Origin of the sequence: Paenibacillus macquariensis (assembly GCF_900156375.1) — a bacterium.
Classification (GTDB): Bacteria; Bacillota; Bacilli; order Paenibacillales; family Paenibacillaceae; genus Paenibacillus_AQ; species Paenibacillus_AQ macquariensis.
The window spans coordinates 107058-122093 of record NZ_FTNK01000014.1 but is presented as its reverse complement, the minus strand read 5'-3'; the positions used below and the strand labels follow the sequence as shown (position 1 = coordinate 122093).

At 41.6% G+C, this 15036-nt stretch carries 14 protein-coding genes and 1 riboswitch; of the genes, 7 read left to right on the top strand and 7 right to left on the bottom strand.

Annotated features, from left to right (window positions below; all coding sequences use genetic code 11):
- Nucleotides 1-57: 57 nt before the first annotated feature.
- Nucleotides 58-1902 carry a diguanylate cyclase gene (locus BW961_RS21365; RefSeq protein ID WP_068592040.1) on the bottom strand — a complete coding sequence of 615 codons (1845 nt, stop codon included), beginning with the start codon at nucleotides 1900-1902 and terminating at the stop codon, nucleotides 58-60.
- A 294-nt stretch (nucleotides 1903-2196) separates the two neighbouring features.
- Between BW961_RS21365 and BW961_RS21360 the strand changes: the two genes are divergently transcribed.
- The 4 genes from BW961_RS21360 (at nucleotide 2197) to nfsA (ending at nucleotide 7213) form a co-directional block, all read left to right on the top strand.
- Nucleotides 2197-4431, top strand: a complete 2235-nt coding sequence (locus BW961_RS21360) for a heavy metal translocating P-type ATPase (protein WP_068592038.1) — start codon at nucleotides 2197-2199, stop codon at nucleotides 4429-4431.
- 194 nt (nucleotides 4432-4625) lie between these two features.
- Nucleotides 4626-5801: a YhgE/Pip domain-containing protein gene (locus BW961_RS21355; protein ID WP_068592036.1), complete on the top strand. Its 1176-nt coding sequence runs from the start codon at nucleotides 4626-4628 to the stop codon at nucleotides 5799-5801.
- Nucleotides 5802-5861: 60 nt separating this feature from the next.
- Nucleotides 5862-6455, top strand: coding sequence for a TetR family transcriptional regulator (locus BW961_RS21350; RefSeq protein ID WP_068592034.1), 594 nt, complete (start codon nucleotides 5862-5864; stop codon nucleotides 6453-6455).
- Entirely contained in the window at nucleotides 6452-7213 is a 762-nt protein-coding gene (gene nfsA, locus BW961_RS21345) for an oxygen-insensitive NADPH nitroreductase (RefSeq protein WP_068592032.1), read from the top strand. The genes BW961_RS21350 and nfsA overlap by 4 nt, the downstream gene beginning before the upstream one ends.
- 11 nt (nucleotides 7214-7224) lie before the next feature.
- On the opposite strand, the gene BW961_RS21340 is transcribed toward nfsA, so the two are convergent.
- Nucleotides 7225-8028: a TatD family hydrolase gene (locus BW961_RS21340; protein ID WP_068592030.1), complete on the bottom strand. Its 804-nt coding sequence runs from the start codon at nucleotides 8026-8028 to the stop codon at nucleotides 7225-7227.
- Nucleotides 8029-8098: 70 nt separating this feature from the next.
- On the opposite strand from BW961_RS21340, the gene BW961_RS21335 reads away from it, so the two are divergent.
- Complete coding sequence (locus tag BW961_RS21335; protein WP_068592028.1) at nucleotides 8099-8698, top strand: TVP38/TMEM64 family protein; 600 nt, start codon at nucleotides 8099-8101, stop codon at nucleotides 8696-8698.
- A 14-nt stretch (nucleotides 8699-8712) separates the two neighbouring features.
- On the opposite strand, the gene BW961_RS21330 is transcribed toward BW961_RS21335, so the two are convergent.
- The 5 genes from BW961_RS21330 to BW961_RS21310 form a co-directional block, all read right to left on the bottom strand.
- A complete protein-coding gene (locus BW961_RS21330) occupies nucleotides 8713-9546 on the bottom strand; it encodes an ABC transporter ATP-binding protein (RefSeq protein ID WP_068592108.1) in 834 nt (277 codons plus the stop codon).
- Between the two features lie 57 nt (nucleotides 9547-9603).
- Complete coding sequence (locus tag BW961_RS21325; RefSeq protein ID WP_068592025.1) at nucleotides 9604-10359, bottom strand: ABC transporter permease; 756 nt, start codon at nucleotides 10357-10359, stop codon at nucleotides 9604-9606.
- Nucleotides 10356-10649, bottom strand: a complete 294-nt coding sequence (locus tag BW961_RS21320) for a thiamine-binding protein (protein ID WP_068528832.1) — start codon at nucleotides 10647-10649, stop codon at nucleotides 10356-10358. Before BW961_RS21320 ends, BW961_RS21325 begins: the two co-directional genes overlap by 4 nt.
- 41 nt (nucleotides 10650-10690) lie before the next feature.
- Nucleotides 10691-11665, bottom strand: coding sequence for an ABC transporter substrate-binding protein (locus BW961_RS21315; RefSeq protein ID WP_394327658.1), 975 nt, complete (start codon nucleotides 11663-11665; stop codon nucleotides 10691-10693).
- A gap of 144 nt (nucleotides 11666-11809) precedes the next feature.
- Nucleotides 11810-11923: riboswitch (TPP riboswitch) on the bottom strand.
- A gap of 107 nt (nucleotides 11924-12030) precedes the next feature.
- The gene (locus BW961_RS21310) at nucleotides 12031-13209 is read right to left on the bottom strand and encodes an MFS transporter (protein WP_068592021.1); all 1179 of its coding nucleotides are present in this window, start codon (nucleotides 13207-13209) and stop codon (nucleotides 12031-12033) included.
- Nucleotides 13210-13409: 200 nt separating this feature from the next.
- On the opposite strand from BW961_RS21310, the gene BW961_RS21305 reads away from it, so the two are divergent.
- Entirely contained in the window at nucleotides 13410-13826 is a 417-nt protein-coding gene (locus BW961_RS21305) for a pyridoxamine 5'-phosphate oxidase family protein (protein WP_068592019.1), read from the top strand.
- Nucleotides 13827-13953: 127 nt separating this feature from the next.
- Nucleotides 13954-14985 (top strand): EAL domain-containing protein, encoded by a 1032-nt coding sequence (locus tag BW961_RS21300; protein WP_068592017.1) that lies wholly within the window; start codon nucleotides 13954-13956, stop codon nucleotides 14983-14985.
- Nucleotides 14986-15036: the final 51 nt, after the last annotated feature.

The following is a 15036-nucleotide window of genomic DNA, read 5'->3' as shown; positions in this document are numbered from 1 at the left end:
GGGTTATTCATATTTTAACAGGAATAGATCGAGATCATATAAAAAGAAGCATGGTTGTTAGAATTGTAGCATTGGGAATTTTATCGTCCCAACGAATTTCTCTTCAATGTAAGCGATAAATAACTCTGTTAGAGTTGGATCGAATTGTGAACCAGCACATGCCCGAATTTCTGTGATAGCTTCTGATAATGTCTTCGTTTTTTGATAGGGTCTTTCCGATGTCATGGCATCGAAGGAATCGATAATGGTCAGCATGCGGCACAGCATTGGAATTTGCTCTTCCTTGAAGCCATTGGGATATCCTTTGCCGTCGTAACGTTCGTGATGGAGTTCGACTAAAGGGGCTAATTCTTTGAACCGCTCTTGACTCAAAATGATGTGTTTACCCCATGTGACATGGCTTTTGATCATGTTCCATTCATCTGAGGTAAGTTTTGTGGTCGTTTGAAGGAGTTCACGAGGGAGTTCTATCTTTCCGATATCATGAATGAGAGCTCCTAATACGAATTTTCTATAATATATAGCATCCAACTGTAGAATTTCACTCATGTCGATGGCATATTGAAATACTCGCTTAGAGTGGGTATAGGTTGTAATATCTTTATACAAGAAAAGACTTAGTAGTTGTTCGAGGTCTCTCACATCTTGGGAAATGTCGATTTCTGACTTTAGATTAGTTGTAGATCCATGGATGTAGACTGTGTTTTTCCCTTGGTGTTTAGCTTGAGATAGTGCTTGAGTTGCGCGATCAACGAGATCTGATTTGTGATGTATATCCAGTTGAACGGTAGCAATACCTGCAGAGAAAGAGAGACAACTATGAGGAAATACCTCAACTCCTTCGAAATAAGTATCATTTAGATTTTTGCGAAGGCGGTTTATAAAGAGAAAAGCTTTATTTGAATCATAACCGGGCATGAGAATTGTGAATTCTTCATTTATACTCCGAGAGGCTATAGCATCGATCGCTTCAGACTCGTTTTTAAGATTCTTTCCAACCAAGGCAAGCAGTTGGTCAGCTAAGAGATGACCATGATGATCTTTAAATATTTTGAAATCATCGATATGGATCATTGCAAGGGATAAGTTAGAGGTATTCAAGATGGAATCATTGAGTTCTTTCTCAAGACTACGCTCAAAAAAGTTGTGGTTATAAAGTCCTGTGTGAGGATCTTTGATTGCTCGCTCTTCAACTTGTAGATATAGGTTAAACATACGAATATAAGATCGCGAGAGTAGGATGCTGAGACCCGTAAACAATAATAGTCCTATAATACCGTTATGGACAATTAATACAGTAAGGACGATAGATAGGATTAAGGTGCATAGATATATCGTTAAGGATGCCTTGAACTGGTTCTTGAGTGTGTCGCGAAGACGATTACCAAAGTCCAGAAAGTAAAATATACTAATACATAAGATATTTACAGTGAAATACACCGTTAATGCGAGGGTATAAGCAAATAGGTGTCTATTATCTAAGGCTCCTGTGGAACCTCCTGCCCAGTTATACATAGTGGCAGAAAGGATGACCATATTGGAATAAATACAGAAATTAATCAGATGCTTTCTCAGCGCAACTTTTCTTTCGCAGATTGTAAAGACAAGTGCATTTAAGAATAGTACGGTTAGGGCAAATGAAACGTCGTAGATAAACACGCAAGCCAGATAAACGGCAGAGTCCATCGATTGTTTACTTCCGTCAGGTGGTAACTGAAATGTGAAAAAGTAAAGTACAAAAGAGGTCCCAAGCATAGATGTTAATAATATCCACTCAGAGGATGAATACTCGAACAAAGAGGGCTTATATACCATGCTGAATAAGCTAATCCCAAGAAGGCATAGTAACAATGGGTAAATCTGACGCCATGTTATACCTTTGAACCATTGTGAGGTAAACATGGATAACCTTCTTTCTTTAGAGTGACTATTGATGGGTTGTGAAATTTAGATGTGCTAATTTATCTATGATTCGTCAAAAAAAGAAAAATTCCTTTATTTTATACCATTTATTTCATAAAAATTTCCATAAATATAGGCTATAGCGCGATGTATTAAGGAATCCATTGTTGAAGGTCGCAAGAGAAGTTGTGTCGTGGAAAGAATCGTAGAAGGTGAAAGTGATGTGATTGACGAATTGTTGATAAATCCCCTTAGTTAAGATTTGAGAGTGGTTGGGGTAAAGGGGGATCGTCAATGGTATTATCAAATACATCTGAAGAGCTTAAGACAACATTACAAATTACGGGTATGACGTGCTCAGCATGTGCAACTCGGATTGAGAAGGGTCTTAGCAGAATGACAGGAATCTCTCAAGCGAATGTGAACCTTGCTTTGGAAACGGCTCATGTTGCGTATTTATCAAGCAATATAACGGTGAATGAGATGATTAGCAAAGTGGAACAACTTGGATATAGAGCCTCACTTAAGCAGGAGGCACAAGATATAGCGCGGCTTCGACAACATGAAATTGATCGGAAAAAATGGATGTGGTTGTTCGCGGCAACACTTTCGCTTCCCTTACTATGGGCTATGGTAGCACATTTCTCATTCACTTCATGGATTCCTGTTCCTTCTTTATTTGTGAACCCGTGGTTCCAACTGGTCTTAAGTACGCCAGTACAGTTTATTATTGGAGGCCAATTCTATGTGGGCGCCTATAAAGCACTGCGTAATGGTAGTGCCAATATGGATGTGTTGGTCGTCTTAGGTACGTCGGCAGCTTATTTCTATAGTGTATATCTTACGATTCAGTCAATCGGTATGGGGACAATGGAACACACGGTCGAAATGTACTACGAGACAAGTAGTATGCTAATCACATTAATTCTGGTAGGCAAATGGTTTGAAGCGTTGGCCAAAGGTCGTTCATCGGAGGCTATTAAGAGTCTGATGGGATTGCAAGCTAAGACTGCGCTCATTCTGCGTGATGGAGAAGAAGTTAGCATTCCAATAGATGAGGTTATAGTCGGTGATGTGATCATCGTTAAACCTGGAGACAAGATTCCCGTAGATGGACAAGTTATTCAAGGCCAATCATCTATAGACGAGTCGATGCTTACGGGAGAGAGTATCCCTATAGAGAAACGGGTGGGAGATAAGGTAATAGGTGCAACGCTGAACAAGAATGGTGTCCTTCGTATCGAAGCCACGAAGGTTGGTAAAGATACGACGCTAGCACAGATCATCCAAGTGGTAGAAGCAGCACAAGGTTCAAAGGCACCTATTCAACGGATTGCAGATGTGATTTCAGGCATTTTTGTACCTATTGTGGTAGGCATTGCGGTGATTACGTTCATTATGTGGTATTTCGTAGTGGAGCCAAGCCAATTCGCTAGTGCTTTGGAAAAAGCCATTGCTGTACTTGTCATTGCTTGCCCATGTGCGCTTGGTCTTGCGACACCAACGTCAATTATGGCAGGGTCGGGTCGTGCTGCAGAACTTGGAATTTTGTTCAAGGGCGGAGAGTATTTAGAGTCTGCACAGCGAATAGAAGTTGTCGTGTTAGATAAGACAGGTACGGTGACTAATGGTAAGCCTATATTGACAAACGTTCTTCCCGTAGCGCCGATGACCGCGAGCTCATTACTCAGAATGACAGCTGCTGTTGAGAGGTATTCGGAGCATCCACTTGCAGATGCTATTGTGAGTGCGGCGATAGATAGAAGTAAAGGGTTGCCACTACCTGCTGCCAAACATTTTGAGAACCTTCCAGGGTATGGCGTCATGGCATGGGTGGAAGGTAGGAAGATGCTCGTAGGTACACGTAAACTGATGTCTGATCATGGACTGGATATAGGAACTGCCCATGAAGACATGAATAGCCTTGAAGAATTAGGAAAGACCGCCATGCTTGTTGCTATTGATGGTAAATATGCGGGAATCGTGGCTGTTGCGGACACCATCAAAGAGACTTCTAGAGAAGCTGTCAAGCGATTGCGAGATATGGGGATGGATGTCATCATGATTACCGGTGACAACAAGCGTACGGCTAAGGCGATTGCCAAGCAAGCAGGTATCTTAACGGTATTGGCTGAGGTGCTTCCAGAGGGCAAAGCAGCGGAAGTGAAGAAGCTACAGCAGTCGGGTAAAGTTATCGCCATGGTTGGAGATGGGATTAATGATGCACCAGCCTTAGCTACAGCAGATATCGGAATGGCCGTCGGCACAGGAACGGACGTTGCCATGGAAGCCGCCAACGTTACGCTGATGAGAGGGGATTTGAACGCCGTTGCGGACGCTGTCATGATGAGCAGAAGAACGATGAGCAACATTAAGCAGAATCTGTTCTGGGCGTTAGCGTACAATACAATAGGTATCCCAATAGCTGCTTTAGGATTGTTAGCTCCTTGGCTTGCAGGCGCAGCGATGGCATTTAGCTCAGTCTCCGTCGTGCTTAATGCACTACGATTGCAACGTGTGAAGCTATGAAATGCTTTAACTTCTAACGTAATAATCAATTTGGGGTGGGAGTTTACATCAATCGACAAGTAACCTAGGGAAGTTAACTTTCTTAGGTTTTTTTCTATTCAAGGGATTGACAGTATGACTATATTTCCATATCATGATTAAACAAACGTTTAATTAAAACAAATGTTTAAATGAGATAATAGGAGATGAGAAGGATGGTTAATGCCTTACAAGCTTATTTTAAGAAACCTCAAACGATTATTGCAATCGTGATAGCTATTGCCTTTCAGTTAATCTTTAGCGCGATATGGATGACGGCTTATGATGGGGTGACTGAACGAGTTGATAACTTTCAGATCGCTTTAGTAAATCAGGATAAGACGACGGGGGCAATGATAGAGAAGCAACTTGTTGGCAAGCTTCCTTTTAAAGTCATTACCTTGGATCAACAAGAGGCAGAGAGACAGCTGGATATACGTGATGTACAGATGATTGTACAAATACCCGAAGATTTCAGTCAACAATTGCAGACTTCTGGGGAAAAGGCTTCGCTTGTCTATACAATTAACGAATCGAATGCGGCTTTAATTAAGAGTATAATGCAGACGGTAGCAACCACAATCACAGATATGGTGAATAAGAATGTAGCCACGCAAGGGACTCAAGCTGTGCTAGAACAGTTACAAATGCCCTCTGCCCAAGCGGGTGTTACGGCTCAGTCATTAGTGGGGAAAGTAGAGTCCCAAATGATCTATACCCATCCTGTCAGTGGGATGAATAATCAGATGGTTCCATTAATGCTTGTCTTGGCTTCTTTTGTTGGAAGTATGATCATGGCGCAGAACTTACATCAGTCAACATTATTATTGGCAGGTACGCTTTCCAAATGGAATAGTTTTCGTGCACGACTAGTTATTAATTTTATTTCGGCGCCTGTGATTTCTTTCATAGGTTCGGTCATGGTATTGGTACTAGGAGGACAAATGGAGCGTGGTTTTCTAGCACTATGGATGTTTCAGATGTTATTAATATTTGCTTTCATGTTCTTTAGTCAAATGTTTATTAACGTGTTAGGCATGAGTGGGATGCTAATAAATATTATCATGATGTCCATGCAACTAGTGACCTCAGGTGCGATGGTACCGCGACTCATGTTGAATAACTTTTATCATTCGATAGGACAATTCTTACCGGCGACATACGGTGTTCAAGGATTGATGGCGCTTCAGTTCGGAGGACCTGGCATATCTTCGAGTATATGGGGACTCATGATTATTACTGTAATATGTTTGCTAGTTAGTTTGTTGGTGGTGGCTCTTAAGAAAGAAAAAGTCTCTAAGGGGATTCATCAAGAAGAAAGCATCCCAGTATCTATACCGAGTCACCCCTAGCTTGCACATGCAATTCTTAAGATTCATAATGAGATGTAGTAATCTTAAGGGGACGAACCAATGGAATATTCGGAACTAGACATAAAAATGCGTATTTTGTTATCGGCTAAGAAGCTCTTTGCTAGGCAAGGATATGATGGAACAAGTGTCCGTCAGATATGTGAGGAAGCTAATGCCAACATTGCTCTTGTATCCTATCACTTTGGGGGCAAGGAGAAGGTGTTTGAGGCTTTGTTTGTAAATCTTTTTCCACATAAAGATTTGTTGGATATTAAAGATTTGCTTCAAGACCCAGTGGAAGGTATGAGAACGATGATTCATGGGGTAATTAAATTTACTATAGCTGATAAAGAGTTAAGTGATATTGTTCAGCAGGAGATTATGCTTGAATCTAATCGGATGAGGGTTGTGTTAGAATTCGTGAATCCGATGTGGTCCAAGGTCAAGCAGTTATTGGAAAAGGGGAAAGAAGAAGGTGTCTTTCACTTCACTTCTTTGCCTCAAGCTTTGCTAATGGTTATCAATTTATCCCTTGCACATAAGAAGACTTGTTTAATTCAAAAGTTATTTCCAAATGATGAGCTTGTACCGGATATTCTTGCTGATCAGACAGTTGAATTTATACTACGAGGATTAGGAGCGTTAGAGAGATGAGCAATGAAGTTATAGTCAACGAGACACTTTCTCTATTAAGGAACCATCGATCTGTTCGTCAATTTACAGATACTCAGGTCACAGATGAACAGTTGAATACGATTATATCCACAGCACAACGGGCTTCAACTTCTAGTAATGTGCAAGCTTATAGTGTCATTGCTATAACGGAACCAGAACTTAAAGGGAAGCTAGCTGCTCTTGCGGGAAATCAAGCGTATGTTGAGCAGTGTTCCGTTTTCCTGGTCTGGTGTGCAGATTTACATCGCCTGAAGCAAGTAACGGCACCGCATTTAGGTGATAAACCGTCCTACGAAGACTCGATGGAAAACTTTATTGTAGCCACGATAGATGTGGCTTTAGCGGCTCAGAATGCAGCGATTGCTGCGGAATCATTAGGGCTTGGAATTGTGTACATTGGCGGCATTCGAAACCATATTGCAGAGGTCTCAGAACTTCTTGGTTTACCCGAATTAGTGTATCCTGTATTCGGCATGTGTGTAGGATACCCGGATCAAGAGAATGATTTGAAACCACGCTTACCCATCGAAGCGGTACTTCACAAGAATGGTTATAATAAGGAACAAAGCATAGAACAGGTGAAATCTTATGATGTGACTACGAAACAATATATGATTGAAAGAACAGAGGGGAAGAAAGATACCCCATGGTCACAAGTCATGGCTAATCGTTTGGCATTACCACATCGATTACACATGAAGGAATTTCTAGAGAGTAAAGGGTTTATGAAAAAGTAATTCATATGACCTCATGGTATCCCATAAAATAGTTTAGTGTTGGAGTAGATCATTGCACGGGCTTCTACAACATTCATGTTATGTATCTGACTCCAGGCTTCAATCACATCAGCAACCATACGGGGATGGGTTAGTTGTCCGGAGAAAGGTCCTTCGAAAGGCCACGGACCATCGGTTTCTACCATGATCTGATGGATTGGATAGACGCGAGCTAGTTCTTGAATTTCGACTTCATATACAAGATCGGGTGTGAAGGAGATATAGTATCCGTTATTTGCCATCCTCTGTATAGTGTCTCGAGAACCCTTGAACCAATGAAAATGTGCACGCTTTACGTTATAATGTTCAAGTAAGTTACACACGATATCGGCGTCTTCATAAACAGCATGGAGTACGATAGGCTTATTATGAATAGCAGCAAAAGAAATAAACCTCTCTAGTAGGTCGATATAGGGCAATGGATCAAATGAATGGCCGTGCTCTTTGGCTTCTAGGTAAGAATAATAGGGAAGTCCCACTTCACCGACAGCAACCATATCTTGAAGATGTAGCTCCATCCATGAGAACAGTTGCGTAGTCTCCTGCATGGTCGGCAAGGGTTGTTCGGGATGGAATCCGAAGGCTGGATGAACAATAGAGGGGTACATTCTCGAGAGTTCTAGGTTGCGCTTACTGGATGTAAGGTCCATAGATACAGCAATTACACCTGTGACGTTGTCATTACATAACGACTCAAGGTGTAATGGGTGCTGTTGTGTATAGGAATCAAGATGTATATGAGAATCAAAGAGTGGCGTGTTTACTGAAAGATTCATGTTGATCGACTCTCCTATCTTAAATTTTTTTGATTAATTACAGAAGTATAGAATGGAGTCGGTCGTCTTTATGACAAATTTGATGGAGCAAGTCATTGAATGGCTTCTGAATTTTACAGGCTTAGAGGGTATTGGAATTATCCTCCTTACGACAGTGCTTGCTATTATTCAGGGCATATTAGGTCTGTTTCCATTTGCAACATTAATTGTGCTTCACATATCTATTCTAGGCTTGGAAGTTGGATTACTGGCTAGTTGGTTAGTTGGCTCTGTGGCTGCCATTCTGGTGTTTACGATGTGTAGATATTTTTTCTACAATTGGTTCAACAGAAGATGGGGTAAACGTTTGGAACGGTATGAAAAGTGGCAACATGGCATGGATAAATACGGTGGATGGTCTATTATCTTTCTACGTACGATTCCTGTTATGCCTAACAATCTCATTTCCTTTATGTCTGCCGTATCCCCAATCAAGTCCTCCACGTATGCCTGGGCATCTATCGTAGGTACACTTTCACATATTTGGTTGTTTGGTATTATCAGCTCATCCATTATTATGCCGGATATGAATATTAAGGGGATGACACTGTCATATGTCCTGTTTTGTATTGTTCTTATCTCTATATTCATAGCTAATAACTATAAAAGTTTTGGGAAAAGTCGGGGATAAGGTTGTGTACCTAGCTATCGTAAAATCTGCATTTTACGTTGTTCTTCCTTCATCAACTCTGATAGTTCTCGTTTCAATCCTAAGAATGTAGGATCTTCAGTCATTGCCTCTTGGCGAGGTCGAGGGAAAGGTACCTCAATCTCTTGTAGAACAGTACCAGGTCGACTTGAGAATACGTAAATACGGTTGGAGAGGAGTAACGCTTCCTCTATATTATGTGTAATGAGTAATATAGAGCGACGATTCTCTTCCCACATATCGAGTAGCCAACGTTGCATATCACTTCTAGTGAGTGCATCTAATGCACTGAAAGGCTCGTCTAAGCACATCAGTTCTTCGGGACTGAGTAATGCTCGTAGGAATGCAGCTCGCTGCTGCATACCACCAGATAACATATGTGGGTAAGCTTGCTCGAATCCAGATAGACCTACCTTCGCAATCCACTCTCGGGCATCCATACGTGCTTCCCTCTTGGAAATCCCCTTTACTTCCTGTGCTAGAATCACATTATCCTCAATCGTTCGCCATGGAAATAGAGCGGGTTGTTGAGGCATAAAGCTGATATGACCACGTTCTCCAGTTACCTCTTGTCCGTTCATCCATACTTCGCCGGAGTCCGGTTGGACTAACCCTCCAATAATATGAAATAGCGTACTCTTTCCACATCCTGATGGACCCACGATCGATACAAATTCACCTTGCTCTACCGTAAGTGTTACCCCGTCAAGCACGGGTAGTCCAAGACGTCGTCTGTTGAAACTTTTATGAATATCCGTAACCTGTAAGGCGGGAGATACAGAAGTAACTACGCCGCCAGGGTTACGATCATGCTGAGTAGGAAATTCCAACAATGCCAACACACCCTTTATTATTTGATAGAATTCTTTGAGAAAAGGATCATTAACTTACTGCCGTTGATTCCAGCGAGCGAACCATTTCTCGAGCAGGGCAATTATTGCGAACATGGTCAGACTAAGAACTACAATGATGGCTATCGCAATAAATACACGGTCTGTACGATAACTGGATTTCTGAAGCATCATATAATAACCAATACCTTTATCCGAGCCAATCCATTCAGCAATGACTGCACCCATCACGCTATACGTTGCTGCAATCTTAATACCTGAGAAGAGTGAAGGTAGTGCATGTGGAAGCTCTAACTTAAGGAATATTTGCCTATTGCTTGCACCGATCATACGCATATAGCTAAGCATGATAGGATCAGTTTGTCGTAACCCACCCATCATAGCGATAGCCACGGGAAAGAAACAAACAAGGGTAATCACGATCACTTTAGGTAGCAGACCGAACCCAAACCAAATCATAAGTAGGGGAGCAAGCGCTATAGTAGGTACATTTTGACTGAGAATAAGTAGAGGATAGAGGGCCGATTTAAGAAAAGGAATACGGTGCAACACTATGGCAATAAGAAGACCTATTGACGTTCCAATTGTGAAGCCTACTCCTGTTAACTTAACTGTTGCCAAAGTGTGGTGCCACAATCCAGCAGATCCCGCTATCGCTTCATGAGCAATATCTATTGGAGAGGGTAGAATCCATTTCTCAATCTCAAAGAGTGAGGTACATAGTTGCCATATCCCCAATAAAAAGAGAACCGCCACGAGGGGCGGCCAAATTTTGTTCCACCACAACCTCATGGACGATATTTCTCCGTTAACTTATCCATGCTGATGCCGTTTGGATTGTGTGCGATTTTAATCTGAGAAATAACACTAGGGCTACCCGCAGCGACAAGCGCCTCATGCATGTTCTTCACGATGTCTAATAACTCGCTAAGTTCACCTTCCATAGTAGTCTCCAGTGGATGAACCTCGTGCTTCACGCCGGATTGTTGGATGACCTCAATTGCACGATCTACATAAGGAATAGAATCTTCATTTCCAGGTGTCTTCGGAATAACTTGAATGCTCAATAATGTGTTTGCCATGATTATATGTTCATCCTTTCAAGATGGGTTTGAGTGATTCGTTACTTCGCTAAAAAATCATTGGTATAGGCTTGATTAATATCAATCTGTTTATCTAGAAGCTTATGCTGTAACATCCAATCGGTATAACCCTGCCATACGGATGCCTTCTGCTCACCCCAACGAGGTGCATCATCAGTATAACGTGGACTAAGCCATTTCTGACTAGCTAGGACTAGATCCTTATCCAACTCAGGGACGGCTTTACTAAGGATATCAGCTGCTTGTTCTGGATTATCAATAGCGAGTTGATACCCTTTGGCAGTAGCTTTAAGGAAAGCTCTAACTAACTCTGGGTCATCCTTGATCTGCTTCTCATTCGTTACGATAACAGGGGTGTAGTAATCAAGCTCTGGTGCGTAATCTTTCACATATAACATATCGAGTGGTTGTTTACGTAATTCAGCTTCGATACCCGTCCAAGCATAGAATATCCAAGCGAAATCGATATCACGCTTAACCGCAGTGAAATAATCAGCGTCACCCATATTAATGATCTTAACCTTCTTAACATCGCCTTTATCTTTCTCCATGATGGAACTCATCACGGCTTCTTCAATAGGAGAACCCCAACCGCCATACGTTTTGCCTTCGAAATCTGTAGGAGATTTAATGTTCCGGTCTACAGGTGCTGCGAACCCAGAGGTGTTATGCTGGATTACTGCTGCAATAGAGACGAGAGGTACATCTTGTGTTCTTGCTTGCGTTACACCCTCCTGATAACTAATTCCAAAAGGGACAGCCCCTGATGCGACCATCGTATCGGCTCCACCCTCACCTGGTTGGATGATCTCAACGCTGAGTCCTTCTGCTTCATAATACCCTTGATCTTTCGCTACATAGAGTCCCGTATGATTGGTATTAGGAGTCCAGTCCAACACGACCTTGATGTCTCGCAATTTCTTAGGCTCGGTTGAATTTACATCTGCATTCTTGTTAGCTCCACAACCGGCTATTACGATTAATAGCAAGCACATTAGAAGTAATGACATCTGTGTTCTTCTCTTTCTCATCCGATCTCTCCTCTGTTCCGACTTGTCATTCGACAAGTCTTGTTAGTATTCGACAAAAAAAGCGCCCCGTAATCGGGACGCATGTGGGCGCAAGATAGATATGTACAGAAATCATATCGGTTACGTTCCTACGCTGGCATTACCCAGATCAGGTATAAGGGTCAGTGTCATGTGGGACACACTCTCAGCCGGCCAATTATTCCAGCACCCCTGGTACTTATGAAGTTAGGGTATTTCTACATGAATTATAATCCAGTACTGTTAAGGTGTCTAGTAACAAAGATAATAATGTTGAGAACGGTATCGTATCAAGGCACTTATGTTACGAATTAAGCTTGTTCATGATCATGCTTACGCTGAACTTGGAATGCAACTATGCTGAGGATACATAACCCAACAGTGAACATGGCAAGCATTCCGGCGGATTGGTTAACGACTAAATGGTCCATGCTCCAGCCTGTGATTAGCGGAAGAATAGCGCCTCCCATGCCACCAGAAGCGATTAGAAAGCTAGTCGTTGATTCCTCAGTACCAGGCATGAGCTTATTGGCAAACACTAATGTAATTGAGAAGATCCCCGACATGAACAGACCCAGTAAGGTAATAACCAAGAAAGCGGACCAGACATGATTCGTTAAGGGGAAGAGACTCAACATCAATAGTGAAGATAAGCTACTAAAAAGGACATAGGATTTATAACGAATTTTCTCAGCGATATAACCAGCAAATAACCTGCCACATGACATCGCAATCCAAAAGAAAGTAACGCTAAGTGCGGCGCCTGCTTTGTCCATTCCCATCTTCTCTATGAGCATGGAGGGCATGAAATTAGCTAAGCTCATTTCTACTCCGACATATAGAAAGAAGAAGAGAATAAATACGACTAGCGTTCGCATCTGCCTTTTCGTATATACTACAGTCTTTTGTTTTCTTGAGGTATGATCGCTTGCATTTAGCATGGCATCTAATGTTCCGAAGGAACCCTTTGCCCAGAATAGAAACGTGATTAGGGCAAAGGCAGACACGACAAGAAACGACCACTGCCACCATCCCAATGAGATCATACCACTAGCGATCAATGGCATGAGCATAGCACCTATCCCGAAGAAAACTTCTAGTCTACTCATAGCTACCGCGGTCTTTTCCGTTATCGCAGCGATGATAATCGTTCCGATAACGGCTTCGATCATACCAAATCCGAATCCGGCAATGACACCGGTAACATACATCCATTCCCACGGAGGAAGAGTTGTATATACTAGCTCAGCCACAAATAACATTCCAATGGCGAGCATCAGTCCCCTTCGTTTTCCAAGCCGGCGATTAATCGTTGATGAGAGCATCACACCTCCCAAAAACCCTGCGAACTGTGCAAAGATCAGTGTTCCACCCTCGCTATACTCTCGACCATAATGCTCTAAGATGACAGGAAGCACGGAACCTAATACAACATGTGCTAAACCAATTAAGAAATAAGACAAACATCCAATCCATATTATCCGTTTCATTAATGATATATAACTCCTTCTTTGAGTGTAGTTCGTCTCTGTTGTGACATTCCTATCATACTTTAACCAGAACACGGAGTCATTCATAAAAAGGGTGGATTCGCAAACCATTCCAATCTGAATTTTATAAGTTGAGGTGGGTACACTTAAGGGGTATATGTTGTTTATCACATTAATATGAGAAAGGAAATAATATTCCTATGGAAAGAACCTTAACAGAGCAAGAAATATCGAAAGCATTGGATCGTAATAAGCTTTGTTCTCTGGCGACGATTGAGGGAAATAAACCAAAGCAGAGATATATGGTGCTATATAATGAAGGGTTGAGTATTTATTTAGCAACGAACCGTAGAACGCATAAGGTTGAAGAACTAGAAGATAATCCACATGTATCCTTGCTGATTGGGTATGAGATCGGTGGAAGTAAAGAAGACATCGTCTTTGAAGGAACTTGCTCCATCTGCACTGATGATAGATTAAAGGACAAAGTATGGAATGATGATCTGAAAAAGTGGTTTAATGGACCCCAAGATCCTGAATATATCATTCTTAATATCCAACCCACTCATATTCTTTATACGGAGAAGGATGGCCACCAAAGGGAATGGTTTGCATAAACTAATAGCGTAAGTCTGGGACAATGTCTCAGGCTTTTTCTATAGTAATAAATTTAACACCTAATATCTGGTTGGCATGTTATAATGAATTCAACATTTTTCGTCAATATATGCAAGGAGGATGTTCATGAGTTGCAGCGGAGGTACCCTCAAACAACCAATAGAAAATCAAGGAATCGTACGGATCAAGCCCGTTAATACAACACTTATGAATAGCTTACTGGAACAAGGAATGGGTGCGGAAGTTATCGCTGATTGTACGGTGGTATCTTACAGAAAGAAAGAGGAGATACTCAATCTGTTGCATTGTTTACGAATACTTCCAAAGTATGACCGAACTTACATGAAAATCTCTATAACGGGATTAGGGGAACGTGCTGTCTATAGTCCGTGGATCCCAGTAATTCAGATGGAGGCTAGGGTGGAAAATCAAAGTGTTGTGGATATTATTAGATTTGAGAAATTCGCTAGCCACATGCAACCCATTGTAGATACGAATGAACAAATCATGGGATTTGAATTTTTGTTGCGACCTGCACATGGAGATTGTTCTTTTCAACCTTATCAGTTGTTTGAGGTAGCCCGGGAGACAGGATTACATTCTTTGTTGGATCGTGCAGCACAGATTACCGCCATCAAGACTAGTGCACTATGGGTCCCAAATGGTTTCAAAAGATTTATTAACTTCTTACCTTCAACCATAAATAATCCGAAGTATTGTATAAGTGAAACATTTGAGACGATTGATCGTTTGAATTTGGATCCCAACGATTTTGTTTTTGAAGTAGTAGAAACGGAGAATATAGAACATATACCGCAATTATTACGTATTTTTGATCTTTATCGAGAGAAGGGCATGTCTGTTGCATTAGATGATGTGGGATCTGGCTATTCTACAGTGGAGCTGATGTCAGATTTGAAGCCTGACTACGTCAAGATTGACCGTAGCCTTATTGACCACTGTGATCAAGATCCGATCAAGCAACGGGAAATCACTCGAATAACGGAAGCGGCAATTCAATTTAATGGTCAGGTATTGGCTGAGGGAATAGAACGATATGAAGATTTTCAATTTTGTAAAAACGCAGGTATTCATTTGGCCCAAGGATATTTATTCGGGAAGCCTTCTGAGCGCCCACCCCTTGGTATGGTGATTTAGCACAGAGTTCAGCATAGTGAAACATTAGAAAAGAAGAATACATAAATGAGG